This window comes from Cellulomonas cellasea (genome assembly GCF_006538745.1).
Classification (GTDB): Bacteria; Actinomycetota; Actinomycetes; order Actinomycetales; family Cellulomonadaceae; genus Cellulomonas_A; species Cellulomonas_A cellasea.
The window spans coordinates 14225-38867 of the sequence record NZ_BJLR01000045.1 but is presented as its reverse complement, the minus strand read 5'-3'; the positions used below and the strand labels follow the sequence as shown (position 1 = coordinate 38867).

Annotated in this window: 27 protein-coding genes; 12 read left to right on the top strand and 15 right to left on the bottom strand. The window is 73.9% G+C overall.

Annotated elements, in window-relative coordinates:
- Positions 1-53 precede the first annotated feature (53 nt).
- Positions 54-1265: a glycogen synthase gene (glgA, locus tag CCE01nite_RS20815; protein ID WP_034626911.1), complete on the bottom strand. Its 1212-nt coding sequence runs from the start codon at positions 1263-1265 to the stop codon at positions 54-56.
- A 116-nt stretch (positions 1266-1381) separates the two neighbouring features.
- Between glgA and CCE01nite_RS20810 the strand changes: the two genes are divergently transcribed.
- Positions 1382-2623 carry a glucose-1-phosphate adenylyltransferase gene (locus CCE01nite_RS20810; protein ID WP_034626906.1) on the top strand — a complete coding sequence of 414 codons (1242 nt, stop codon included), beginning with the start codon at positions 1382-1384 and terminating at the stop codon, positions 2621-2623.
- A 122-nt stretch (positions 2624-2745) separates the two neighbouring features.
- Positions 2746-3426: a phosphoserine phosphatase SerB gene (serB, locus tag CCE01nite_RS20805; protein ID WP_281282419.1), complete on the top strand. Its 681-nt coding sequence runs from the start codon at positions 2746-2748 to the stop codon at positions 3424-3426.
- 25 nt (positions 3427-3451) lie between these two features.
- On the opposite strand, the gene CCE01nite_RS20800 is transcribed toward serB, so the two are convergent.
- Genes CCE01nite_RS20800 through CCE01nite_RS20790 form a run of 3 tightly spaced genes read right to left on the bottom strand, consistent with a single transcriptional unit; the run spans position 3452 to position 5520 of the window.
- Positions 3452-3979: a SixA phosphatase family protein gene (locus CCE01nite_RS20800; RefSeq protein ID WP_034626903.1), complete on the bottom strand. Its 528-nt coding sequence runs from the start codon at positions 3977-3979 to the stop codon at positions 3452-3454.
- Positions 3980-3982: 3 nt separating this feature from the next.
- On the bottom strand, positions 3983-4753 hold the full coding sequence (gene fabI, locus CCE01nite_RS20795) for an enoyl-ACP reductase FabI (RefSeq protein ID WP_034626899.1): 771 nt from the start codon (positions 4751-4753) through the stop codon (positions 3983-3985).
- A gap of 35 nt (positions 4754-4788) precedes the next feature.
- Entirely contained in the window at positions 4789-5520 is a 732-nt protein-coding gene (locus CCE01nite_RS20790) for a beta-ketoacyl-ACP reductase (RefSeq protein ID WP_034626896.1), read from the bottom strand.
- Between the two features lie 109 nt (positions 5521-5629).
- On the opposite strand from CCE01nite_RS20790, the gene CCE01nite_RS20785 reads away from it, so the two are divergent.
- From CCE01nite_RS20785 to CCE01nite_RS20775, 3 genes are read left to right on the top strand one after another with little or no spacing between them, the layout of a single operon-like run.
- Complete coding sequence (locus CCE01nite_RS20785; RefSeq protein WP_052103751.1) at positions 5630-6004, top strand: DUF3099 domain-containing protein; 375 nt, start codon at positions 5630-5632, stop codon at positions 6002-6004.
- Complete coding sequence (locus tag CCE01nite_RS20780) at positions 6001-6243, top strand: hypothetical protein (protein WP_034626894.1); 243 nt, start codon at positions 6001-6003, stop codon at positions 6241-6243. The genes CCE01nite_RS20785 and CCE01nite_RS20780 overlap by 4 nt, the downstream gene beginning before the upstream one ends.
- Positions 6240-7145, top strand: a complete 906-nt coding sequence (locus tag CCE01nite_RS20775) for an SURF1 family cytochrome oxidase biogenesis protein (RefSeq protein WP_034626893.1) — start codon at positions 6240-6242, stop codon at positions 7143-7145. The genes CCE01nite_RS20780 and CCE01nite_RS20775 overlap by 4 nt, the downstream gene beginning before the upstream one ends.
- Positions 7146-7227: 82 nt before the next feature.
- On the opposite strand, the gene abc-f is transcribed toward CCE01nite_RS20775, so the two are convergent.
- A complete protein-coding gene (gene abc-f, locus CCE01nite_RS20770; protein WP_034626892.1) occupies positions 7228-8826 on the bottom strand; it encodes a ribosomal protection-like ABC-F family protein in 1599 nt (532 codons plus the stop codon).
- A gap of 338 nt (positions 8827-9164) precedes the next feature.
- On the opposite strand from abc-f, the gene CCE01nite_RS20765 reads away from it, so the two are divergent.
- From CCE01nite_RS20765 to ypfJ, 4 genes are read left to right on the top strand one after another with little or no spacing between them, the layout of a single operon-like run.
- Positions 9165-9812 carry a biotin transporter BioY gene (locus tag CCE01nite_RS20765; protein WP_034626891.1) on the top strand — a complete coding sequence of 216 codons (648 nt, stop codon included), beginning with the start codon at positions 9165-9167 and terminating at the stop codon, positions 9810-9812.
- A 47-nt stretch (positions 9813-9859) separates the two neighbouring features.
- Positions 9860-10576, top strand: coding sequence for an energy-coupling factor ABC transporter ATP-binding protein (locus CCE01nite_RS20760; protein WP_034626890.1), 717 nt, complete (start codon positions 9860-9862; stop codon positions 10574-10576).
- A gap of 34 nt (positions 10577-10610) precedes the next feature.
- Entirely contained in the window at positions 10611-11324 is a 714-nt protein-coding gene (locus CCE01nite_RS20755; protein WP_246056814.1) for an energy-coupling factor transporter transmembrane component T, read from the top strand.
- 22 nt (positions 11325-11346) lie between these two features.
- Positions 11347-12228: a KPN_02809 family neutral zinc metallopeptidase gene (gene ypfJ, locus CCE01nite_RS20750; protein ID WP_034626888.1), complete on the top strand. Its 882-nt coding sequence runs from the start codon at positions 11347-11349 to the stop codon at positions 12226-12228.
- Positions 12229-12391: 163 nt separating this feature from the next.
- On the opposite strand, the gene CCE01nite_RS20745 is transcribed toward ypfJ, so the two are convergent.
- The 8 genes from CCE01nite_RS20745 to CCE01nite_RS20710 all read right to left on the bottom strand — a co-directional run bounded on the left by CCE01nite_RS20745 (position 12392) and on the right by CCE01nite_RS20710 (position 19304).
- On the bottom strand, positions 12392-12736 hold the full coding sequence (locus tag CCE01nite_RS20745; RefSeq protein ID WP_034626887.1) for a metal-sulfur cluster assembly factor: 345 nt from the start codon (positions 12734-12736) through the stop codon (positions 12392-12394).
- Positions 12733-13212 carry a Fe-S cluster assembly sulfur transfer protein SufU gene (gene sufU / locus CCE01nite_RS20740; protein WP_034626885.1) on the bottom strand — a complete coding sequence of 160 codons (480 nt, stop codon included), beginning with the start codon at positions 13210-13212 and terminating at the stop codon, positions 12733-12735. The genes CCE01nite_RS20745 and sufU overlap by 4 nt, the downstream gene beginning before the upstream one ends.
- Positions 13209-14546 (bottom strand): SufS family cysteine desulfurase, encoded by a 1338-nt coding sequence (locus tag CCE01nite_RS20735; protein WP_034626882.1) that lies wholly within the window; start codon positions 14544-14546, stop codon positions 13209-13211. Before CCE01nite_RS20735 ends, sufU begins: the two co-directional genes overlap by 4 nt.
- Before the next feature lie 100 nt (positions 14547-14646).
- Positions 14647-15414, bottom strand: a complete 768-nt coding sequence (gene sufC / locus CCE01nite_RS20730; protein WP_034626880.1) for a Fe-S cluster assembly ATPase SufC — start codon at positions 15412-15414, stop codon at positions 14647-14649.
- A gap of 2 nt (positions 15415-15416) precedes the next feature.
- Positions 15417-15767, bottom strand: a complete 351-nt coding sequence (locus CCE01nite_RS20725; RefSeq protein WP_034626876.1) for a non-heme iron oxygenase ferredoxin subunit — start codon at positions 15765-15767, stop codon at positions 15417-15419.
- A complete protein-coding gene (gene sufD, locus CCE01nite_RS20720) occupies positions 15764-17068 on the bottom strand; it encodes a Fe-S cluster assembly protein SufD (protein WP_052103748.1) in 1305 nt (434 codons plus the stop codon). Before sufD ends, CCE01nite_RS20725 begins: the two co-directional genes overlap by 4 nt.
- Entirely contained in the window at positions 17068-18510 is a 1443-nt protein-coding gene (sufB, locus tag CCE01nite_RS20715; RefSeq protein WP_034626873.1) for a Fe-S cluster assembly protein SufB, read from the bottom strand. The genes sufD and sufB overlap by 1 nt, the downstream gene beginning before the upstream one ends.
- Positions 18507-19304, bottom strand: coding sequence for a helix-turn-helix transcriptional regulator (locus CCE01nite_RS20710; protein ID WP_246056812.1), 798 nt, complete (start codon positions 19302-19304; stop codon positions 18507-18509). Before CCE01nite_RS20710 ends, sufB begins: the two co-directional genes overlap by 4 nt.
- Positions 19305-19436: 132 nt before the next feature.
- On the opposite strand from CCE01nite_RS20710, the gene CCE01nite_RS20705 reads away from it, so the two are divergent.
- The 3 genes from CCE01nite_RS20705 (at position 19437) to CCE01nite_RS20695 (ending at position 22324) form a co-directional block, all read left to right on the top strand.
- Complete coding sequence (locus tag CCE01nite_RS20705) at positions 19437-20396, top strand: ABC transporter ATP-binding protein (RefSeq protein WP_034626870.1); 960 nt, start codon at positions 19437-19439, stop codon at positions 20394-20396.
- Positions 20393-21232 carry an ABC transporter permease gene (locus tag CCE01nite_RS20700; protein ID WP_084142534.1) on the top strand — a complete coding sequence of 280 codons (840 nt, stop codon included), beginning with the start codon at positions 20393-20395 and terminating at the stop codon, positions 21230-21232. Before CCE01nite_RS20705 ends, CCE01nite_RS20700 begins: the two co-directional genes overlap by 4 nt.
- Positions 21233-21397: 165 nt before the next feature.
- Positions 21398-22324, top strand: coding sequence for a COX15/CtaA family protein (locus tag CCE01nite_RS20695; RefSeq protein ID WP_246056810.1), 927 nt, complete (start codon positions 21398-21400; stop codon positions 22322-22324).
- Here CCE01nite_RS20695 and CCE01nite_RS20690 read toward each other — a convergent pair.
- A complete protein-coding gene (locus CCE01nite_RS20690; protein WP_034626866.1) occupies positions 22299-22943 on the bottom strand; it encodes an NUDIX domain-containing protein in 645 nt (214 codons plus the stop codon). The two genes, CCE01nite_RS20695 and CCE01nite_RS20690, sit on opposite strands and share 26 nt — an antisense overlap.
- A 1-nt stretch (position 22944) precedes the next feature.
- On the bottom strand, positions 22945-24630 hold the full coding sequence (pyrG, locus tag CCE01nite_RS20685; RefSeq protein ID WP_034626863.1) for a CTP synthase: 1686 nt from the start codon (positions 24628-24630) through the stop codon (positions 22945-22947).
- Between the last annotated feature and the right edge of the window lie 13 nt (positions 24631-24643).

Sequence of the window (24643 nt, the reverse complement as noted above, 5' to 3'; positions counted from 1 at the left end):
CGCGGCCGGCGCTGCGGGGCCTGGCACCCGTCGCCGGTGGCCCGACGACCCGCTCAGGCCCCCAGCACGCTCCGGTAGACGTCGATCGTCCGCTCGGCGACCGCGTTCCACGAGAAGTGGTCCTCGACGCGCCGGCGCGACGCGACGCCACGCTCGGCGGCCCGCGCCGGGTCCGAGACGGCCTCGACGAGCGCCGCGCCGAGGTCGGCGACGAACGTCTCGGGGTCGAGCGGCGTCCCGGTGCCGTCCTGCACCTGCTCGATCGGCACGAGCCAGCCCGTGACGCCGTCGTCGACGACCTCGGGGATCCCGCCCGTCGCGGAGCCGACGACCGGCAGCCCGACCGCCATCGCCTCGAGGTTGACGATGCCGAGCGGCTCGTAGACCGACGGGCACACGAACACCGTGCCGGCCGCGAGCACCGCGACGAGCTCGGGCCGCGGGAGCATCTGCTCGATCCACACGACCCCGCCGCCGCGGCGGGCACGCAGCTCGTCGACGAGCCCGGTGACCTCGGCCATGATCTGCGGGGTGTCCGGCGCACCGGCGCACAGCACGAGCTGCACGTCGGGCGGCAGCAGGTCGGCCGCGCGCAGCAGGTACGGCAGGCCCTTCTGGCGGGTGATGCGCCCGACGAACACCACGGACGGTCGGTCGGGGTCGATGCCCAGACGACGCACCACGGCGTCGGCCTCGGCGAGCGCCGCGTCGTCGGTCGGGCGCTGCCAGCCCGCCAGGTCGATGCCGTTGTGCACGACGTGCACCCGGTCCGGGTCGATCGCCGGGTAGCTGCGCAGGATGTCGGCGCGCATGCCACCGCTCACCGCGATGACGCCGGCGGCCGCCTCGAACGCGGTCCGCTCGACCCAGCTCGACAGCGCGTACCCGCCGCCGAGCTGCTCGGCCTTCCACGGGCGCAGCGGCTCGAGGCTGTGCGCCGAGACCACGTGCGGCACGCCGTTGAGGAGACCGCCGAGGTGGCCCGCGAGGTTCGCGTACCAGGTGTGGGAGTGCACCAGGTCGGCGCCCTCGAGGTGCGCCGCGATCTGCAGGTCGACGCCCATCGTCGCGAGCGCCGCGTTCGCGCCGGCGAGCTCGGCCGGGACGTCGTACCCGTGCACGTCTGCCTCTTCGCGCGGACCGTCGAAGCAGTGCACGCGCACGTCGATGCTGCGCCTCAGCACGGCCGCCAGCTCGGCGACGTGCACCCCCGCCCCGCCGTACACGTGGGGCGGGTACTCCCTGGTCAGCAGGTCGACTCGCATCGTGTCCCCTCTCCACCTGATCGGCGGGCCGGGGCCGCCCCGTCCACCGTGCGACACGCTAGTCCTTCGCGGCGTTCACCTCGCCTCGGGAACGGTGGAGGCCTAGGGTCTGTCCCATGGCAGCGCCGCGCGTCCTGGCAATCGTCCTCGCAGGTGGGGAAGGCAAGCGGCTCATGCCGCTGACGGCGGCACGGGCCAAACCCGCCGTGCCCTTCGGCGGCATCTACCGGCTGGTGGACTTCGCGCTGTCGAACCTCGTGAACTCCCACTACCTGCACATCGTCGTGCTGACGCAGTACAAGTCGCACAGCCTCGACCGGCACGTCGCCAAGACGTGGCGCATGTCGACGCTGCTCGGCAACTACGTCGCCCCGGTGCCCGCGCAGCAGCGGGTCGGCAAGCACTGGTACCTCGGCAGCGCCGACGCGATCTACCAGTGCCTCAACATCATCGAGGACGAGCGCCCCGACATCGTCGTCGTGGTGGGCGCCGACCACGTGTACCGCATGGACTTCTCCCAGATGGTCGACCAGCACGTCGAGTCGGGCGCAGAGATCACGGTCGCCGGCATCCGCCAGCCGATCGGGATGGCCGACCAGTTCGGCGTCATCGAGACCGACCCGAGCGACCCGGTCCGGATCGCGGCGTTCCGCGAGAAGCCGAGCGACCCCGTCGCGGTCCCGGGCTCGCCGGACGAGATCTTCGCCTCGATGGGCAACTACGTCATCAACGCCGACGCGCTCATCGCGGCGGTCACGGCCGACGCGGCGGACCCGAACTCACGCCACGACATGGGTGGGGACCTCGTGCCCGCGTTCGTCGAGAAGGGCACGGCGGCGGTCTACGACTTCATCAAGAACGACGTCCCGGGCTCGACCGACCGCGACCGCGACTACTGGCGCGACGTGGGGACGCTCGATTCGTACTACGACGCGAACCAGGACCTCATCTCGATCGAGCCGGTCTTCAACCTGTACAACGACTCGTGGCCGGTGTTCACGGGCTACACGGGCCTGCCGCCCGCCAAGTTCGTGCACGCGGGACCGGGACGCCTGGGCCACGCGGCCGACTCGATCGTCTCCCCCGGCGTGCTCGTCTCGGGTGCGACCGTGTCCGGGTCGATCCTGTCCCCGTTCACGCACCTGCACTCGTGGGCACAGGTGACGGACTCGGTCCTCATGGACGGGGTGCAGGTCCAGCGCTACGCGCAGGTGCACCGGGCGATCATCGACAAGAACGTCGTGGTCCCCGAGCGCGCCCGGATCGGGCTCGACCGTGAGCACGACCTCGCGCGCGGGTTCACCGTGACGGAGTCGGGCATCACCGTCGTGCCCAAGGGCCACGTCATCGAGAGCTGAGGCCGCTCGGGCGCGGCAGCTCCCGCGCCCGTCGGCCCAGCCGGCGGACGGTTCGCCGGCCCGGGCGTCGAGGGCTGAACGCGCGCGACGGCCCGCAGGGGCCCGGGGCTACCCTGCCTCGCGTGACCACCGTGCCTGCCGCCGCCGCCGACGCCCGCCCCGACGCCGACCGCGCGCGGCACCTCGTCGTGATGGACGTCGACTCGACCCTCATCACGGGCGAGGTCATCGAGCTCCTCGCCGACCACGCGGGCACGCGCGCGGAGGTCACCGAGATCACCGAGCGGGCGATGCGCGGCGAGCTGGACTTCGCGGCGTCGCTGCACGCGCGCGTCGCGGCCCTCGCGGGGCTGCCGGTCGGCGTGTTCGACGACGTCCTCGCTGCGGTCGAGCTCTCGCCCGGCGCGGAGGAGCTCGTCGCGGAGCTCGCCCGCCGGGACTGGCCGCTCGGGCTCGTCTCCGGGGGCTTCGTCGAGGTCGTCGCGCCGCTCGCCGCACGCCTCGGGATCACGCGCTTCCGGGCCAACGCGCTCGAGACGCAGGACGGCGTGCTCACGGGCCGGGTCCGCGGACCGGTCGTCGACCGCGCCGCGAAGGCCGACTTCCTGCGCGAGCTCGCGGCGGCCGAGCAGATCCCGCTGGACCGCACGGTCGCGATCGGTGACGGCGCGAACGACCTCGACATGATCGCCGTGGCGGCGTTCGGGGTCGCGTTCAACGCCAAGCCGGTCGTGTGTGCGCAGGCCGACGCGGTGCTGGGCGCGCGGCTCGACGAGGTGCTCGCGCTCGGGCCGTTCGCCTGAGCCTGTCGCGGGCCGCGGCGCGACGTCAGTCGGCGGTGACGAGGCGCAGCAGCCGTGCGCCGTCCGGCTCGAGGGCGGACCACGCGACGTCGGTCTCGAGCACCGAGTAGCTCGCCGTCGGGACCCCGGTGCGCACGCGCAGCTGGGCCGTCTCGTCCGAGCCGGGGCCCGCGAGGAGCGCAGCGGCCTGGGAGACCGTCGGCTCGTGGCCGACGAGCAGCACCGTGCGCGCCTCCGGGTCGACGGACCGCACGAGCTCGAGCAGCTCGCGCGCGCCCGCCGTGTAGAGCTCGTCGCTCACCTCCACGTGCCCGGCGTCCGCACCGAGCGCGTTGCGGGCGACGTCCCACGTCTGGCGCGTGCGGACCGACGACGAGCACAGCACGACGTCCGGCACGAGACCCGCCTCGCGCAGGCTCGCCCCGACCAGCGCCGCCTGGCGCCGGCCCTCGAGCGCGAGGGTGCGGACGTGGTCGTCGAGCACCCCGCCCGGCTCGGCCTTCGCGTGCCGCAGGAGCACGAGCCGCCGGGCGACCGGTGACGTCCCGGCCACGGGCTACAGGCCCATCGCGTGCACGCCGCCGTCGACGTGCACGATCTCGCCGGTCGTCGCCGGGAACCAGTCGGACAGCAGCGCGGCGACGGCGCGGGCCGTCGGCTCCGGGTCGTGCACGTCCCAGCCGAGCGGCGCGCGCTCGGGCCAGCCGCCCTCCATGGCCTCGAACCCGGGGATCGACTTCGCGGCGGTCGTGCGGATCGGGCCCGCCGAGACGAGGTTGACGCGGATGCCGTGCGGGCCGAGGTCGCGCGCGAGGTAGCGGGCCGTCGACTCGAACGCGGCCTTGGCGACGCCCATCCAGTCGTACACCGGCCAGGCGTAGCGCGCGTCGAACGTCAGCCCGACGATCGAGCCGCCCGACGTGAGCAGCGGCTGCGCGGCGACCGCGAGCGCCTTGAGCGAGTACGCGGACACGTGCACAGCGGTCGCGACGTCCTCCCACTCCCCGGCGAGGAAGTTGCCGCCCATGACGGACTGCGGCGCGAAGCCGATCGAGTGCACGACGCCGTCGAGGCGGTCGATCCCGAGCTCACGCACGCGGTCCGCGAGCGCGGCGAGGTCCTCGGCCGACGTGACGTCGAGCTGCACGACGGGCGCCTCGGCCGGCAGCCGGCGGGCGATCGCCTGCGTCAGGCGGAACTGGCGCCCGAAGGACGTGAGCACGACCTGCGCACCCTGCTCCTGGGCGAGGCGGGCGACGTGGAACGCGATCGAGCCGTCCGTGAGGACGCCGGTCACGAGGAGCTTCTTGCCGTCGAGCAGACCCATGGGTGCGGTTCCGTTCCGGTGGAGTCGAGAGGGGGTCAGTGGCCCATGCCGAGGCCGCCGTCGACGGGGAGGACGGCCCCCGAGACGTAGGCGGCGTCGGGCGAGGCGAGGAAGTGCACGGCTGCGGCGATCTCGTCGGCGTGGCCGAAGCGACCGGCGGGGATCGAGGCCTTGTAGGCGTCCTGGCGCTCGGCGGGCAGCTCGGCGGTCATCGCGGTGTCGATGAAGCCCGGCGCGACGACGTTCGCGGTGATCCCGCGTCCGCCGAGCTCGCGCGTGATGGAGCGGGCCATGCCGACGAGCCCGGCCTTGGACGCCGCGTAGTTGACCTGGCCCGGTGAGCCGTAGAGCCCCACGACCGAGGAGACGAGCACGATGCGTCCCCGGCGCAGCCGGATCATGCCCTTGGACGCGCGGCGCACGCAGCGGAACGCCCCCGTCAGGTTGACGTCGAGGACCTGCTCGAACTCCTCGTCGGTCATCCGCATGAGGAGCTGGTCGCGCGTGATGCCGGCGTTGGCGACGAGCACCTCGACCGGCCCGTGCGCGGCCTCGACCTCGGCGAACGCGGCGTCGACGGCGGCCGTGTCGCGCACGTCGCCCGTCACCCCGAGCACGCCGTCGGGCAGGTCGCCGCTGCGGTAGATCGTGGCGACCTTGTCGCCGGACGCGACGAAGCGCTCCGCGATCGCGCGGCCGATGCCCCGGTTGGCACCCGTGACGAGGATGCTGCGGGGTCCGTTCTCACCTGCTGGAGTCTGCGGCACGAGATCCGACGGTATCCGACACGCGGGCCGGGCGTCGGTGACGCCCGCGCGCGAGATGGCGCGCCGCCCTTGTCGGGTGCCCACAACGACACCGGACTACCATCGTGAGGTGAGAAGGAAGAGCCGTGAGACGGACGACGTGATCAGCATCACGTCCGCGCCGGAACCGCTCGCTGACGACCTCGCGCGGCGCACCCGCCGGTACCTGCTGCAGATGGGCATCCGCACGCTGTGCTTCGTGCTCGCGGTCGTCCTGTGGGGCGTCGTGCCCGCGTGGGTGTCGCTGCTGTTCATCGTCGGCGCGGTCGTGCTGCCCTACGTCGCGGTGCTGTTCGCGAACGCGGGCCGCGAGCGCGTCGACCGGGCACCGACCTACCTGGACACCCGCGCGATCTCCGCGCGCCCCGAGGACGGCGCCGGTCCGGCCGACCCCGCCGACCACCCGGACCCGAGCAGTCCCCGAGGATCCCGAGGACCCCGATGAGCCTCCTGCAGCCCACCCCCGACGCGGTCGACGAGCTCGTGTGCTCGCGTCGCGGCTGCCGCGCCGAGGCCGCCTGGGGCCTGCTGTGGAACAACCCGAAGCTGCACACGCCCGAGCGCCGCAAGGTCTGGCTCGCGTGCGACGAGCACCGCGAGCACCTGAGCTCCTACCTCGACGTGCGCGGGTTCCTGCGCGGCGCCGTGCCCGTCGGTGAGCTCGAGGTGGCCGGGACGCCGTGAGCCCGCACGTCCGCCGCGCGCTCGCGCTCGTGCTCGTCGCTCTCGTCGTCGCGACCGGCTGCGCGTTCGCGGGCCGCTGGCAGTGGAACCGGCACGTCGCGCGCGACGCGCTCATCCGGGTCGTCGAGCGGAACTACGCCGCGGAGCCGGTGCCGCTCGACGAGGTGCTGCCGGCGGCCGATGCCGCGCTCGCGACGGACGACGTGTGGCGCCGGGCGGTCGTGACCGGGCGCTACCTGCCCGAGGCCACCGTGCTGCTGCGCAACCGGCCGGTCGAGAGCACGCCCGGGTACCACGTGCTCGTCCCGCTCCTCATCGAGGAGGGCGGGGAGCCGGGCGCGGTGCTCGTCGTGAACCGCGGGTTCGTCGGGATGGGGACCGACGGCTCGGCGGCCGTCGACGTGCCCGCTCCCCCGGCCGGGACCGTCGAGGTCACCGTCCGGCTCCGGCTCGACGAGCCGCGCGCGCGTGCGGCGGCGGCCGGCCAGGTCCAGGCGATCTCGGTCGCGCAGGTGCTCGACCAGGCGCCGGACGGGTCGGCGCTCGACGGCCGGACCCCGTACCGCGCGTACGGCGCGCTCGCCGACGAGGACCCGGCGCCCGTCCAGGCCCTCGTCCCGCTGCCGGCGCCGAGCACCGACCCCGGCTCGCACCTGTCCTACGCGTTCCAGTGGTGGACGTTCGCGCTCGGGGCGCTCGTCGGCTTCTGCGTGCTGGCGCGGCGCGAGCTGGTCGACGCGCGCGTCGCCGACGAGGACGAGCCCGACGGGGCAGGGGCACCGGGTCCCGGGGACGACGGCACACCGCCCGCCGCGTCCCGCGCTCCGCGCCCCGCTCGACGCGACCGCGGCCCGAGCGCCGAGGACGTCGAGGACGCGCTGATCGACGCCCAGCTGCGCTGACGTCCCGCCGGGCCGACCGCCGCGCCGGGGCGCGCGTGCGGGCCGGCTCCCCTCCGGCGACGGCCGCCCGGACCGCCTCCCGCTACGCGAGCGAGATCAGGTCGAGGTAGGCCGGGCTCCACAGGTCCTCGTCGCCGTCGGGCAGCAGGACGACGCGCTCGGGGTTGAGCGCCGCGACCGCGCCCTCGTCGTGGCTGACCAGGACGACGGCCCCGGCGTAGCCCCGCAGCGCCGCGAGGATCTCCTCGCGCGACGCCGGGTCGAGGTTGTTGGTGGGCTCGTCGAGCAGCAGGACGTTCGCCGAGGAGACGACGAGCGCCGCGAGCGCGAGCCGGGTCTTCTCCCCGCCCGAGAGCACCCCGGCCGACTTGTCGGCGTCGTCCCCCGAGAACAGGAACGACCCGAGCACCGAGCGCACCTGGGTGTCGGTGAGGTCGGGCGCGGCCGAGCGCAGGTTCTCCACGACCGTCCGGGTGAGGTCGAGGGTCTCGTGCTCCTGCGCGTAGTACCCGAGCTTGAGCCCGTGCCCGGCCTTGACCTCGCCGGTGTCCGGCTGCGCGAGCCCTGCGAGCATGCGCAGGAGCGTCGTCTTGCCCGCGCCGTTGAGGCCCAGCACGACGACGCGGCTCCCCCGGTCGATCGCGAGGTCGACGTCGGTGAAGACCTCCTGCGAGCCGTAGGACTTGCTGAGCCCCTCGGCCGTGAGCGGCGTCTTGCCGCACGGCGCCGGCTCGGGGAACCGGAGCTTGGCGACCTTGTCCGAGACGCGGACCTCCTCGAGCGAGGACAGCATGCGCTCGGCACGACGTGCCATGTTCTGCGCGGCGACGGCCTTGGTCGCCTTGGCGCGCATCTTGTCGGCCTGCGCGAGCAGCACCGCGGCCTTCTTCTCGGTGTTGGCGCGCTCGCGCTTGCGGCGCTTCTCGTCGGTCTCGCGCTGCAGCAGGTACGCGTCCCAGCCCAGGTTGTACTGGTCGAGCTCGCCGCGGTTCGCGTCCAGGTGGAAGACCTTGTTCACGGTCGCGCGCAGCAGCTCGGTGTCGTGGCTGATGACCACGAAGCCGCCCGGGTAGTTCTTGAGGTAGTCGCGCAGCCACAGGATCGAGTCGGCGTCGAGGTGGTTGGTCGGCTCGTCGAGCAGCAGCGTGTCGACGCCCGAGAAGAGGATGCGCGCGAGCTCGACGCGGCGGCGCTGACCACCGGACAGCGTGCCGATCGTCTGCCCGAGCACGCGCTCGTCGAGGCCCAGGTTCGCCGCGATGCGGCTCGCCTCGCTCTCGGCCGCGTACCCGCCGGCCGCCGTGAAGCGCGCCTCGAGCCGGGTGTAGCGCTCCATCGCGGTGTCGCGCGTGTCGTCGTCGGCGCTGGCCATCTGGCCCTCGGTCTCGCGCATGGCACGCACGACCTCGTCGAGCCCGCGCGCCGAGAGGATGCGGTCCATCGCGAGCGCCTCGAGGTCGCCCGTGCGCGGGTCCTGCGGGAGGTAGCCGATCTCGCCGGCGCGCGTGATCTGCCCGCCCGACGGCTGGGTCTCCCCCGCGAGCGTCTTGGTCAGCGTCGTCTTGCCCGCGCCGTTGCGCCCGACGAGCCCGATCCGGTCCCCGGCGGCGATGCGGAACGTCGCCTCCTCGAGCAGCACGCGTGCGCCGACACGCAGCTCGACGGCATGGGCAGTGATCACGGGGGTCCTTCCGGGACCGGCGCGCCGCACGGGAAGCGGGCGCGCCGATGGACTGGGTCGGGCTGTGGTTTTCCTCCGAAGGCCGCACGCCGGTGTTGGACGCGGGCACAAACGCGACCAAGTCTACGACCGGCTAGCGTTGCGCCCGGCCGCTGCACCCGGTCGCGCCCCGCCGACCTCGTCCGGGCGTGCCGCGTCGCAGCGCACCGGACGCCGAGCAGGGCGTCCACGGTCCGGACCCGGTCCACCGCCGGACCCGCACCGCCGCGTACGTCCCGCACAGACCAGCCCAGCCCCGCACCGCCCGGCATCGCTGCCTCCGACACCAGGGAGACCCCATGACCGACGCCTCCGAGCCCACCGCCGTGCGGCCGTCCGGAGCCCTCGCGGCCGGGCGGCCGGCGCTGCCCGTCGCGCGGACCTCCGCGGCGACCGACGTCGCGCTCGTCGCCACGTTCGCGGCCTTCATCGCCGTGTGCGCGATCCTCCCGGCGATCCCGGTGGCGGGGCTCGCGGTCCCCATCACGCTGCAGACGTTCGGTGTGATGCTCACCGGCATCGTGCTCGGCGCCCGGCGCGGCGCGCTCGCCGTCCTGCTCTACGTCGTCGTCGGCCTTGCCGGCCTGCCCGTGTTCTCCGGCGGCGCCGGGGGGCTCGCCGTCGTGGCGAAGCCGTCGTTCGGCTACATCGTGGGCTTCGTCCTCGCGGCCGCGCTCGTCGGCTTCCTGGTCTCGCGGTTCGCCGCCCGGCTCCGGCCCGCGCGGCGGTACTGGGCGATCGTCGCCTGCGCGACGGTCACGAGCCTCGTCGCCATCCACCCGCTCGGGATCGCCGTGATGGGCTGGCGCCTCGACATGTCCCCCGGTGAGGCGATCGCCGCCGGCGCGACGTTCCTGCCGGGCGACGTCGTGAAGAACCTGTTCGCGGCGCTCGTCGCCACGGCGCTGTTCCGCGCGTTCCCCGACCTGCTGCGCTCGCGCCGCTGACCCGGCGGACACGGACCCCGTGACGCCCACCCGATGACGCCCGTCCGATGATCGAGCTCGACGCCGTCACCGTGACCGCGTACGCCTCGCACGACGGCCGGTCCGAGGACGTCGTGACGCTGCTCGGGCCCGTGACGTGCCGGCTCACGGAACGGCGGATCGCGGTCGTCGGCGCCAACGGCTCGGGCAAGTCGACGCTCGCGCGCCTCGTCAACGGGCTCGCGCTGCCGTCGTCGGGCAGCGTGCGGGTCGACGGGCTCGACACGTCCCGCGACGGCCCGGCGGTGCGCCAGCGCGTCGGCTTCGTGTTCACCGACCCCGAGGCGCAGCTCGTCATGCCGACGCCGCTGGAGGACGTCGCCCTGTCGCTGCGCCGGCTCCGGCTGCCCGCCGCGGAGCGGGACGCCCGCGCCCGGGCGGTGCTCGAGCGCTTCGGGCTCGGCGAGCGGGCCGAGGTCCCGGTGCACGCGCTCTCGGGCGGGCAGAAGCAGCTCCTCGCGCTCGCCGGGGTCCTCGCGACCGAGCCGGCCGTCCTCGTGTGCGACGAGCCGACGACGCTGCTCGACCTGCGCTGGCGCCGGGCCGTCGACGAGCTGCTCGCCGGGCTCGACCAGCAGGTGCTGCTCGTGACGCACGACCTCGACGCGGCGGAGCGGGCCGAGCGGGTGCTCGTCGTGGACGGCGGCGCGGTGGTGTTCGACGGCGACCCGCACGAGGGGGTCGCGGCGTACCGGGCGCTCATGTCCGGCCGGAGGCCGTGGTGAGCGCCAGGCGGACGACGAGCACGGCGACGCACCGGTGCACCGCCGCCCGGGCGCGGCCGTGATGGCGAGGCGGGCCAGGCGCGCGGGCCGCCCGCAGCGCGCGCCGTGGGCCGGGCCGCTCGGCCTCTACCACCCGGGCGCGACCGTCCTGCACCGTGCGCGCCCCGGGCTCAAGCTCGCGGGCCTCGCGGTGCTCGGCGTCGCCGTGGTCGTGGCGACCGGCCCGCTCAGCGCCGTCCTGGCCCTCGGCGTCGCCGCCCTGCTCGCGCTCGTCGGGCGCCTGCCACCGCACGTGACGCTCCGGGGTCTCGGTCCGGTGCTCCTCACCGCGGCCCTCGTCGGCGCCTACCAGTGGTGGGCCCGCGGGTGGGCGGTCGCGGTCGAGGTCGCGGTCGACCTCGTCGCGCTCGTGCTCACCGCCGTCGTCGTCACCGCGACGACTCCGTCCGACCGCCTGCTCGACACCCTGACCCGGCTCGCACGCCCTCTCCGGCACGTCGGCCTGCCCCCCGAGACGTTCGCGCTCGCCGTGGGCCTCATGCTCCGGACCGTGCCCGTGCTCGCACGCACCGCGCACGAGGTGCGCGACGCCGCGCGCGCCCGCGGGCTCGAACGCGACCCGCGCGCGCTGCTCGTGCCGGCCGCCATCCGGACCGTCGCGCACGCGCGGTCCGTCGGGGACGCGCTCGCTGCGCGCGGGCTCGGCGAGGAACCGGACGGGCGTCCGTCTCGCCGTGCACGCCCGTGAGCAGCGGTCTACCGTCTGCGCCATGACATTCAGCGAGGGTGGCGGCTTCGAGGGTGGTCGCGTCGAGACCAGCCGCGGCGGACGTGGTGCCGCGGTCGGCGGAGGTGTCGGGCTGCTCGGCATCGCCGTGTTCCTGATCGCCCAGTTCACCGGCGTGGACCTCAGCGGGGTCGTCGGCGGTGCGCAGGGCGGCGGGGCGGCCGAGGAGGTCGGCACGATCGGCGAGTGCAGCGTCGACGAGGCGAACACGACGCGCGAGTGCCGCCTGTCCGGGACCGTGCAGTCGCTCGACGCGTACTGGGCTGCGGCCCTGCCCGCCGCGGGAGTCGAGTTCGTCGCCCCGGGCGTCCGGGCGTTCCAGGACTCGGTCGGGACCGGCTGCGGCCAGGCGTCCGCGTCGACCGGGCCGTTCTACTGCCCGCCCGACCAGAAGATCTACATGGACCTGCGGTTCTTCGATCTGCTGCAGAGCCAGTTCGGCGCCTCCGGCGGCGAGCTCGCCGAGATGTACGTCACCGCGCACGAGTACGGCCACCACATCCAGACGATCACCGGCGTGATGGACCGCGCGGACCGCCAGGGCACCGGCGCGACGTCCGACTCGGTACGCGTCGAGCTCCAGGCCGACTGCTACGCGGGCGTCTGGGCGGGCACGGCCGCGAGCACGGTCGACCCCGACACGGGCGTCCCGTTCCTCGAGCCCATCACCGACACCCAGCTCGCGGACGCACTGTCGGCGGCCGAGGCCGTGGGCGACGACCACATCCAGGAGCAGTCCGGCGGGGGCGTGAACCCGCACACGTGGACGCACGGGTCGAGCGAGCAGCGTCAGCGCTGGTTCACGACCGGGTACAACGAGCGCGACATGGCGGCGTGCGACACGTTCGCGGCGACGGACCTCTGACCCGCGGCGACCGCGCCGGACCGGCCCCCGGCCGCTCGCGCCCCCACGACGACGAGAGCCCGGCACCTGTGCGGTGCCGGGCTCTCGTGCGTCGTGCGGCGGTGCCGGGCGACGCGCACCGCTCCGCGCTCCGCGAAGCGGTGCGCCTCGCGTGGTCGGTCGCTCAGATGTTGAAGCCGAGCGCCCGCATCTGCTCGCGGCCGTCGGGCGTGATCTTCTCGGGGCCCCACGGCGGCATCCAGACCCAGTTGATCCGGAAGCCGTCGACGACGCCGTCGAGCGACTGCCCGGCCTGGTCCTCGATGACGTCGGTCAGCGGGCACGCAGCCGACGTCAGGGTCATGTCGATCACGGCGGTGTTGGTCTGGTCGACCGTGACGCCGTAGACGAGCCCGAGGTCGACGACGTTGATGCCGAGCTCGGGGTCGATGACGTCGCGCAGGGCCTCCTCGACGTCCGCGGCCGTGGTCGGGCTCGCGGGTGCGCCGCCCGGTGTGGTGGCTGTCATGCGTCCTCCTTGGTCCCGGCCGGCGCGGTGGCGCCGGTCCTGATGAGCGCGTCCTGCAGTGCGGCCCAGCCGAGCAGCGCGCACTTGATGCGAGCGGGGTACTTCGCGACCCCGGTGAAGGCGGTCGCGTCGCCGAGACGCTCCGCCGCGTCGTCGTCCAGCCCGGCTCCGCGCGAGCCCATGAGCTCACGGAACTCCGCGGCGAGCGCGTCGACCTCGTCGAGCGGTGTACCGGTCACGAGGTCGTGGAGCACGGAGACGGAGGCCTGGGAGATGCTGCAGCCCTCGCCCTCCCAGCTCAGCGCGGCGACCCGTCCGTGGTCGACGTCGACGCGCAGCGTGACCTCGTCGCCGCACGTCGGGTTGACCTGGTGCGACTCGCCCGTGTGCGGTCCGGCGGCGACGAGCCCCCGGCCGTGCGGCGCGCGCGCGTGGTCGAGGATGACCTGCTGGTACAGCTGCTCCATCGAGCTCATCGCAGCCCCTCCCGCACGCCGGCCACGGGCGCCGGTGCGTCCGTCACCCCGAAGAACGCCCGGACCCCCGCGAGTGCTTCCCGGAAGACCTCGATCTCCTCGAGCGTCGTGTACACCGCGCCGCTCGCGCGCGTCGTGGACGCCACGCCGAACCGGCGGTGCAGCGGCTGCGCGCAGTGGTGGCCGACGCGGACGGCGACCCCGGCGTCGTCGAGCACCTGACCGACGTCGTGCGCGTGCACGCCGTCGACGACGAACGACACCGCGGCGAGCCGGTCCCGGGTGTCCGTCGGGCCGACGACCCGCACCCCGGGCACGGACGCGACCGCGTCGAGCAGCGCCCGGGCGATCTCCGCCTCGTGGGCCGCGACCGCGGGCATCCCGAGCTCCTGCAGGTAGCTCGCGGCCGCACCCATCGCGACGGCCTGCGAGACCATCTGCGTGCCGGCCTCGAAGCGCTGCGGCGGCGGCGCGTACGTCGTGGTCTCCATCGTGACGACCTCGACCATCGAGCCGCCGGTCGTCACGGGCGGCATCGCCTCGAGCAGCTCGCGCCGCCCGTACAGCGCGCCGACGCCCGTGGGGGCGAGCATCTTGTGGCCGGAGAACGCGGCGAAGTCCACGCCGAGCGCCGCCAGGTCGACGGGCAGGTGCGGCACGGACTGGCACGCGTCGAGCACGGTGAGCGCCCCGACCTCGCGGGCCCGCGCGACGAACGCCTCGACGTCCGTGACCGCGCCCGTGACGTTCGACGCGTGCGTGAACGCCAGCACCCGCGTGCGGTCGGTGACGACGGTCGCGAGCTCGTCGGTCCGCAGCCGCCCGTCGTCGTCCACGCCGATCCAGCGCAGCGTCGCCCCGGTGCGTGCGGCGAGCTCCTGCCACGGCACGAGGTTCGCGTGGTGCTCGAGCTCGGTCACGACGATCTCGTCGCCGGCCCCGAGCGCGAACCGCCGGGCGTCCGCGCCGCCGCGGCCGAGCGACGCGTTCTGCATCGCGTAGGCGACGAGGTTGAGCGCCGCGGTCGCGTTCGACGTCCAGACGAGCTCGCCCGGCGAGACACCGACGAACGACGCGACCCGGCCCCGCGCGTCCTCGAACGCCTCGGTCGCCTCCTCGGCGAGCTGGTGCGCTCCGCGGTGCACCGCGGCGTTGCGCTGCGCGTAGAAGTCCTGCTCGGCGTCGAGGACGACCTCGGGCTTCTGCGACGTCGCCGCGGAGTCGAGGTACACGAGCGGGCGGCCGTCGCGCAGCGTGCGCGTGAGCAGCGGGAAGTCGGCGCGCACCGCAGCGAGCTCGCTCGCGCCCAGCCGGCGCTCCTGGGTCGTGGTCACGTCGTCCGTCCTTGCTGGGTGTGCGACCGGCCGCGGGTGACGGCCGGTGCCCGCCGGTGGGCCCGCCCGCCGGAGCAGGGCGGGACCACCGGCCGGGAGGTCACGCGGTGACGGTGCCCGTCGGCAGGAACCGGTCGTAGCCCTCGGACTCGAGGCGCTCGGCGAGCTCGGGCCCGCCCTGCTCGGCGACCTTGCCGTCGACGAAGACGTGCACGAAGTCGGGCGTGATGTAGCGCAGGATGCGCGTGTAGTGCGTGATCAGCAGCACGCCGACCTCGCCGCCCGAGCGGACGCGGTTGACGCCCTCGGACACGATGCGCAGCGCGTCGACGTCGAGACCGGAGTCGGTCTCGTCGAGGATCGCGAACTTCGGCTTGAGGAGCTCGAGCTGCAGGATCTCGTGGCGCTTCTTCTCGCCGCCCGAGAAGCCCTCGTTGACGTTGCGCGTCGCGAACTCGGGGTCCATGCGCAGCAGCTCCATGGCCGCCTTGACGTCCTTGGTCCACGTCCGCAGCGCGGGCGCCTGGCCGTCGATCGCGGTCTTCGCGGTGCGCAGGAAGTTCGTCACCGAGACGCCCGGGACCTCGACGGGGTACTGCATCGCGAGGAACAGGCCCGCCTTGGCGCGCTCGTCCACGCTCATCGCGAGGACGTCGGCGCCGTCGAGCGTCACCGTGCCGGCCGTGACCTCGTACTTCGGGTGGCCCGCGAGGGAGTAGGCCAGCGTGGACTTGCCCGAGCCGTTGGGGCCCATGATGGCGTGGGTCTCACCGCTGCCGACCGTCAGGTCGACACCGCGCAGGATGGGCTTGGGGCCCTCCTTGGTCTCGACGCTGACGTGCAGGTCGCGAATCTCTAGCGTGGCCATTCTCAGTTCTCCTCGGAGGATCCGTGGGGGGCGTCGACGTCCACGAGCACACGCTCGCCGTCGACGGTCAGGGGGTAGACGGGGACGGGGCGCACGGCCGGGGGGCTGAGCGGCTTGCCCGTGGTGAGGTCGAAGCGCGAGCCGTGCAGCCAGCACTCGATGGTGCGGCCCTCGACCTCGCCGTCGGACAGCGAGACCTGGCCGTGCGAGCAGATGTCGGAGACGGCGTGCAGGCCGCCCTCCTCGTCGCGCACGACCGCGACCTCGACGGGGCCCTTCTCGCCCTCGAGCTCGAGGCGCAGGGCGCAGCCGACGGCGACGTCCTCGGCGTAGCAGGCGAACTGTGCGCTCACACCTGCTCCTGCTCGCGCACCTCGACCGGGGTGAGGTCCGTGTCGCCGGTCGGCAGGGTCGCCTCGGCGCCGAGCACGCTCATGCTCTTCTCGAGCTCGGCCTCGATCGACTCGAGCAGGCGCTCCTCGACCTCGGGCACGCCGATCGCGTGGATGAGCTCGGCGAAGAACCCGCGGACGACGAGCCGGCGCGCGTCGGGCTCCGGGATGCCGCGCGAGCGCAGGTAGAACAGCTGCTCGTCGTCGAAGCGCCCGGTCGCGCTCGCGTGCCCGGCACCTTCGATGAGGCCGGTCTCGATCTCGAGGTTCGGCACCGAGTCGGCCCGCGCACCGTCCGAGAGGACGAGGTTGCGGTTGAGCTCGTACGTGTCGGTGCCCTCGGCCTCGGCGCGGATCAGCACGTCGCCGACCCAGACCGTGTGCGCGCCCTCGCCCTGCAGCGCGCCCTTGTACGTGACGCGCGAGCGGCACGAGGGGACGTTGTGGTCGACGAAGAGGCGGTGCTCCTGGTGCTGGCCGGCGTCCGCGAAGTACAGGCCGATCATCTCGATCGAGCCGTTCTCCCCCGCGAACTCGGCGTCCGGCGTGATGCGCACGACGTCGCCGCCGAGCGTGACGACGATGTGCTTGACCGTCGCGTCGCGGCCGACCTTGATGCGGTGGCTCGACGCGTGCACCGAGCCCTCGGCCCAGTCCTGGACCGACACGAGCGTCAGGTGCGCGCCGTCCTCGACGACGACCTCGACGGTCTCCGCGAGCGACGCCGGGCCGACGTGGTCGATGACCACGAGCGACTCGGACAGCTCGCGGGCGTGCACGAGGATGTGCGACGCGGTCGTCTTGGCGGCGTCGATGCCCTCGACGCGGACCATCGTCGCGGTCGACGCCACGGCCTGCGGCGGAACCGTGAGGATCGTCGCGCGCTGGAACGACGCCCACGCCGTGGCGGCCGTGCGGTCGCCGGGCTTGCCGGCCTGGCCGAGGCGCACGTCGTCGCGGTCGACGACCTCGACCGTGACCTCGGGCGCCTCGACGACAGTCGTGATCACCTTCGGGCCGGTCAGCTCGTCCGCGAACAGCGGGGCGAGCCGGTCGACCGGCGCGAACCGCCACTCCTCCTCCCGACCGTTCGGCACGGGGAACTGCGCGAGCTCGAACGAGCTCACGCGCTCCGCGCGCGACGACTGCGGCGTGCCGCCGACCCCGTGGCGGTGCGCCCCGTCGGCGACGGCACGCGAGTGGTCGGTCGTGAGGCCGCCGGGCGTGCCCGGGGTCTCCTGGTCAGTTGTGGTGCTCGTCATCAGCCGACGGACCCTTCCATCTGCAGCTCGATCAGGCGGTTCAGCTCGAGGGCGTACTCCATGGGCAGCTCACGCGCGATCGGCTCCACGAAGCCGCGCACGATCATCGCCATGGCCTCGGTCTCGGCCATGCCGCGGGACATGAGGTAGAACAGCTGGTCCTCGCTCACGCGCGAGACCGTGGCCTCGTGCCCCATCGAGACGTCGTCCTCGCGGACGTCGACGTAGGGGTAGGTGTCCGAGCGGGAGATCTGGTCGACGAGGAGCGCGTCGCACAGCACGTTGCTCGCGCTGTGGTGCGCGCCCTCGAGCACCTGGACGAGGCCCCGGTACGAGGTGCGCCCACCGCCGCGGGCGACCGACTTCGACACGATCGACGACGACGTGTGCGGCGCGGCGTGCACCATCTTGGCGCCCGCGTCCTGGTGCTGGCCCTCGCCCGCGAACGCGATCGACAGCGTCTCGCCGCGCGCGTGCTCACCCATGAGGTAGATCGCCGGGTACTTCATCGTGACCTTCGAGCCGATGTTGCCGTCGACCCACTCCATCGTCGCGCCCTCGGCGGCCGTGGCGCGCTTGGTCACGAGGTTGTACACGTTGTTCGACCAGTTCTGGATCGTCGTGTACCGGACCCGGGCGTTCTTCTTGACGATGATCTCGACGACCGCGGAGTGCAGCGAGTCGCTCGAGTAGACGGGGGCGGTGCAGCCCTCGACGTAGTGCACGTACGAGCCCTCGTCCGCGATGATCAGCGTCCGCTCGAACTGGCCCATGTTCTCGGTGTTGATCCGGAAGTAGGCCTGCAGCGGGATCTCGACGTGCACGCCCGGCGGGACGTAGACGAACGAGCCGCCCGACCACACCGCGGTGTTGAGCGAGGCGAACTTGTTGTCGCCCGGGGGGATCACGGAGCCGAAGTACTGCTCGAAGATCTCCGGGTACTCACGCAGGCCTGTGTCGGTGTCGACGAAGATGACGCCCTGCTCCTCCAGCTCCTCCTGGATCTGGTGGTAGACGACCTCGGACTCGTACTGCGCGGCGACGCCGGCGACGAGGCGCTGCTTCTCCGCCTCCGGGATGCCGAGCCGGTCGTACGTGTTCTTGATGTCGTCCGGGAGGTCCTCCCAGCTCGTCGCCTGCTTCTCGGTCGACCGCACGAAGTACTTGATGTTGTCGAAGTCGATGCCCGACAGGTCCGAGCCCCACCAGGGCATGGGCTTCTTGTCGAACAGGCGCAGCGACTTCAGGCGCGTCTTGAGCATCCACTCGGGCTCGTTCTTGAGCGCGGAGATGTTGCGGACGACGTCCTCGTCGACGCCGCGGCGCGCGGTCGCGCCGGCGGCGTCGCCGTCGTGCCATCCGTACCCGTAGGTGCCGATGGACGCGATGGCCTCGTCCTGGGTGAGGGGGGTGCTCACGGGGTTCTCGGTGGACGCACTCATGCGTTCGGTCCTTCCACAGGGGCAGGGGGCGTGGTGATCGGAATGTTCGTGGTGCACACGTGACCCCCGGCGGCGAGCGTCGAGAGGCGTTGCACGTGGACTCCGAGGAGACGCGAGAACGCGTGCGCCTCGGCCTCGCAGAGCTGCGGGAACTCGGTGGCGATCTGCTGCACCGGGCAGTGGCCCTGGCAGAGCTGGACCGCCCGTGCGCCCGGTCCGGGGCGCGCCGTCGCGGCGTACCCGTCCCGGGCGAGGCCGTCGGCGAGGGCCTGGGCACGCGCCTGGACGTCGGGCCCCGCGGCGGCGACCGCCGCGGAGTGCCGGTTCTCGAGGTCGCGCACGCGACGCTCGGCGAACTCCTCGAGCGCGCCCGGGCCCGCGACCTCGGCGAGGAAGCGCAGCGCCTGCGCGGCCAGCTCGGGGTAGCGGTGCGAGAGCGCCGCCTGGCCCTGCGCGGTCACGACGTACCGGCGGGCGGGACGCCCGCGCCGGGCGGGCGCGGGGGTGCTCGACTCGTGCACCGCGATCTGGGCGGTGCCCTTGAGGACGTCGAGGTGGCGCCGGATCGCGGTGCCGGTCAGGTCGAGCTCCGCGGCGAGCTCGGCCGCGGAGACGGGACCGTCGGCGGCGACGAGCTCGAGGATGCGGCGGCGGGTCCCGGCCTCGTCGACGGGCCCGGACGGGACCGACGGGAGGGTGGTGGTGGACGTCGCGCCGTGCGGGGCGGCGGAGGCGGCAGCGAGCGTCCGCGGGGTCGACCGAGGCTCACGCGTCGCGGGCATCGTCGCGCTCACACACCACCTCCTCCGGGTCTCGATATTGCCAACATCCTTGTTGCCGAATTCGTTCCGTGCAAGCAAGGTGACCCTCACCACGACCGCCGCCGGGCGCGTGGTGGGCCCGCACGCAGCACCTAGACTCCCTGCGTGCCCGAGTCCCCCGCCGTCGAGATCCGCGGCCTCGTGAAGCGCTACGGCTCCCGGGCGGTCGTCGACGGGCTCGACCTCGTCGCGGACGCCGGTCGCGTGACCGCGGTCCTCGGGCCCAACGGCGCCGGCAAGACGACGACCGTCGAGTGCTGCGAGGGCCTGCGCTCCCCCGACGCCGGCACGGTCCGCGTCCTCGGGCTCGACCCGCTGGCCGACGCCCGTGCGCTGCGCCCGCGCGTCGGCGTGATGCTCCAGGACGGCGGGCTGCCGACCGGCGTGCGCGCGCTCGAGATGCTCGAGCACGTCGCGCGCCTGCACGCCCGCCCGCGGGACGTCGGCGAGCTCGCCGAACGGCTCGGGCTGGGCGGCTTCGCGCGCACGACGGTCCGGCGGCTGTCGGGTGGGCAGCGCCAGCGGCTCGCGCTCGCCGCCGCGCTCGTCGGGCGTCCCGAGCTCGTGTTCCTCGACGAGCCGAGCGCCGGGATGGACCCGCAGTCGCGGCGTGCGGTGTGGGAGCTCGTGCGCGAGCTGCGCGACGAGGGCACGTCCGTCGTGCTCACGACCCACCTCATGGACGAGGCCGAGGACCTCGCGGACCGCGTCGTCGTCGTCGACCACGGCGCGGTGATCGCGCAGGGCTCGGTCGCGGGGCTCGTCGCGTCCGGCAGCGACCGGACGCTTCGGTTCACAGCACCGGCCCCGCTCGACGCGGCCGCGCTGGGCTCCCTCGCCGAGGCGCTCTCCGCACGACCCGGCGCGGGCGCCGCGCGCGCGGTGCGCCCCGCCGCCGACGGCGGTGACCTCGACTACGTCGTCACCGGGGACGTCGACGCCCGCACGCTCGCCGACCTGACCGCGTGGTGCGCCGGCCGCGACCTGCTCCTGAGCCGGATGACCGTCGGCCGCCGCACGCTCGAGGACGTCTTCCTCGACCTCACCGGACGGAGCCTGCGATGAGCCCCGACGCCCGCCCGGCACCGACGGGGACCCCGTCGTCGGAGCCCGCACCGCCCGGCACCCCCGCGGCCGATGCGACGCGCACCGCCCCCGCCGCGGCCCCCGCCCTGCGGCGCGTGCTCGCGCAGGCCGCGTTCGAGACGCGCATGATCCTGCGCAACGGCGAGCAGCTCCTCGTGACGGTGATCCTCCCGGTCCTCGTCCTGGTCGGGCTCGCGCGCACCGGGTTCGTCGACCTCGCGACCGACGGCGCGTCGCGCATCGACTTCGTCGCGCCCGGCGTGCTGGCCCTCGCGGTGATGAGCACGTCCTTCACGTCGCAGGCCATCGCGACCGCGTTCGACCGGCGCAACGGCGTCCTGCGGCTGCTCGCCACGACGCCGCTCGGGCGCGGCGGGCTGCTCGCGGGCAAGGTGCTCGGGGTGCTCGCGGTCGAGGTCGTGCAGGTCGTGGTGATCGGGGCCGTGGCGGTCGCGCTCGGCTGGCGGCCCGAGCTCGCCGGCGTGCCGGCGGCGCTGCTCGCGCTCCTGCTCGGCACCGCGGCGTTCACCGCGCTCGCCCTCGCGCTCGCCGGGGCGCTGCGCGCCGAGGCCGTGCTGGCGACCGCCAACCTCGTGCTCGTGCTGCTCGCGGTCGCGGGCGGGGTCGTCATCCCCGCGAGCCAGCTCCCCGGCTGGCTCGGCGACGTCGCGCTGCTGCTGCCCTCGGGCGCGCTCGGCGAGGCGCTGCGCGCGGGGCTCGTGCGCGGCGAGCTTGCCGGGGGCTCGCTGCTCGTGCTGCTCGCCTGGGCGCTCGCCCTCGCGTGGGGCGCCCGGCGGCTGTTCCGCTGGCACTGACCGCGGGTCCTCCGCTCGCCTCGCGGCCCCCGGGCTCGTCGCCGCGCTCCGCGACCGGCAGGCCGGCGGGCGGCGCGTGACCCGGCTGCCGGCGTCGCCCATCTCACGTCCGCACGAGGCCGCAGCCGGGGTGGCCGACGGCCGCGCCGCCGTACCCTGGAGGACGTGAGCACCGCGCCCGTCACCGCCCCGCCCGTCCGCCGTGACCCGCTGGCCCGCTGGCGGACGTGGACTCGCCCGGCGCTGGTCGCGAACCTCGTCGCGCAGGTGGTCATCATCGTCACGGGCGGCGCGGTCCGGCTCACCGGCTCGGGCCTCGGCTGCTCGACGTGGCCGCAGTGCGAGCCCGGTGAGTTCACTCCCGCGCTGCACTCCGCGAGCTCGATCCACCCGTTCATCGAGTTCGGCAACCGGACGCTGACCGGCGTCCTCGGCGTCATCGCGATCGCGGTCGCCGCGCTGGTGTGGACCGACCTGACGCGCTCGCCGGGCTACCGGCGGCTCGGGATCCTGCCGCTCGTCGGCGTCGTCCTCCAGGCCGTGGTCGGCGGCATCATCGTGCTGCTCGAGCTGCCGCCCGCCCTCGTCGGGCTGCACATGATCATCTCGCTCGGGCTCGTCGCGGCGTCGACCGCGCTCGTCGTCCGCCACCGGCAGGGCGACGGTCCGCCGCGTGCCGTCGTCGGCCCGCGCGTGGTCACCCTGAGCCGCGTGCTCGTCGGCGTCGCCGTCGTGATGCTCGCGCTTGGCATCCTCGTGACCGGGTCCGGCCCGCACGGCGGCGACGAGGAGGTCGCGTACCGGTTCGCGTTCGACCCGGTGCTCGCTGCGAAGCTGCACGCCGCGTCGGTGTGGGCGTTCCTCGCGCTGCTGACCGCGCTCGTCGTCGCCCTGCTCCGCAGCGCCGCGCCCCGGCGTGCTCGCCGTGCCGGCGTGGTGCTCGTCGCCGTGACCCTCGCCCAGGGTCTGATCGGTTATGTGCAGTACTTCACGGGCCTGCCCGCGCTGCTCGTGGGTGTGCACATGCTCGGCGCGGCGCTGCTCGCCGCGGCGCTGACCGCCTTCGTCAGGGAGCTGCGTCCGCGGGCGTGAGCTCGTCCCACCCGCGCGCGCGCGCCGCTGCCGCCGCGAGGATGCCGACGACCGCCGACGGGCTGCGCAGCCGGCCCGCGAGCACCGCCGCGACGGCGTCGTCGAGCGGGACCCACACGGGGACCATGCCGGCCTCCTCGTCGGTGCGCTCGAACCGCTCGTCGTCCGGCACCGGCGAGAGCCCGCGCGCGAGGAAGACCAGGATCTCCTCCGACGAGCCCCCGGGTGTCGTGTAGAAGTCGACGAGCGCGTGCCACCGCTCGGCGCGCAGGTCCGCCTCCTCGGCGAGCTCGCGCGCCGCGGTCCGGACGGGCGGCTCGTCCGCGACGTCCCGCAGCCCGGCGGGCGGCTCCCACAGCTCGGAGCGCACCGGATGCCGGTACTGGCGCAGCAGCAGGACCCGGTCCTCGTCGTCGACCGCGATGACCGCGACCGCGCCCGGGTGGTCGACGTACTCGCGCAGCACCTGGGTCTCCCCCAGGTCCACGACGTCGCCCACCAGGTCCCACACGCGACCCTCGTGGATCAGCGTGTGCTCGGTGACAGGGCGCGGAGCCGCGCGGTCGGCGACCTCGGTGAGGTCCTGGTCGTCCCCGGCGCGCGGCTCCGTGCTCGTCATGTCAGTCCTCGTCCGTCCCGTGCTGCGCGAGCGCCGCACCGATCAGGCCCGCGAAGAGCGGGTGCGCGCGGTTCGGGCGCGACTTGAACTCCGGGTGCGCCTGCGTCGCCACGAAGTACGGGTGGGTCTCGCGCGGCAGCTCGACGAACTCGACGAGCGACCGGTCGGGCGAGACGCCCGAGATCACGAGGCCGGCCGCCTCGAGGCGGTCGCGGTAGCCGTTGTTGACCTCGTAGCGGTGCCGGTGACGCTCCGAGACCTCGGTCGTGCCGTAGGCCTCCGCGACGACCGACCCCGGGGTCAGCACCGCGTCGTACGCGCCGAGCCGCATCGTGCCGCCGAGGTCGCCCGCGCCGTCGACGATCGCGAGCTGCTCCTCCATCGTCGCGACCACCGGGTCGACGGGGTCGGTGTCGAACTCCGACGACGACGCACCGGGCAGCTCGAGCACGGTGCGCGCGAACTCGATGACCATGCACTGCAGGCCCAGGCAGATGCCGAGCGTCGGCACCTTCTGCTCGCGGGCCCAGCGCAGCGCGCCGAGCTTGCCCTCGATGCCGCGCACGCCGAACCCGCCGGGCACGAGCACCGCGTCGACGCCCTCGAGCGCGAGCTTGGCGCCCTCGGCCGTCTGGCAGTCGTCCGAGGTGACCCAGCGGATGACGACCTTGGCGTCGTGGTGGAACCCGCCGGCGCGCAGCGCCTCGGTCACCGAGAGGTACGCGTCGGGCAGGTCGATGTACTTGCCGACGAGCGCGACCTCGACGCGGTGCGCGGGAACGTGCACGCGCTGCAGCAGCTCGTCCCAGCCGCTCCAGTCGACGTCGCGGAACGGCAGGCCGAGGCGCTGCACGACGTAGGCGTCGAGGCCCTCGGAGTGCAGCACGCGGGGGATGTCGTAGATGCTCGGCGCGTCCTTGGCGGTCACGACCGCCTCGGCGTCGACGTCGCACATGAGCGCGATCTTGCGCTTCGTGGCCTCGGGGATGTCGCGGTCCGCCCGGCACACGATCGCGTCGGGCTGGATGCCGATCGAGCGCAGCGCGGCGACCGAGTGCTGCGTCGGCTTCGTCTTGAGCTCACCGCTCGGGCCGATGTAGGGCACGAGGGACACGTGCAGGAAGAACACGTTGTCGCGGCCGAGGTCGTGGCGCACCTGGCGGGCCGCCTCGAGGAACGGAAGCGACTCGATGTCGCCGACCGTGCCGCCGATCTCGGTGATGATCACGTCCGGCGCCTGACCCTCGGCGGGGTCCGCCTGGGCGCGCATGCGCAGCTTGATCTCGTCGGTGATGTGCGGGATGACCTGCACGGTGTCACCGAGGTACTCGCCGCGTCGCTCCTTGGCGATGACCTGCGAGTACACCTGGCCCGTCGTGACGTTCGCCGAGCCCACGAGCTCGACGTCGAGGAAGCGCTCGTAGTGGCCGACGTCGAGGTCGGTCTCCGCCCCGTCCTCCGTCACGAAGACCTCGCCGTGCTGGAACGGGTTCATCGTCCCGGGGTCGACGTTGAGGTACGGGTCGAGCTTCTGCATCGTGACCTTGAGGCCACGGGAGCGCAGGAGTCGTCCGAGTGAGCTGGCCGTGAGGCCTTTGCCCAGAGAGGAGGCGACGCCTCCGGTGACGAAGATGTGCCGGGTCGTGTTGTCCGACCGCCCGGAGAGTCGATTTGCGCGCTCTGCCACGGGCTTCCACTCT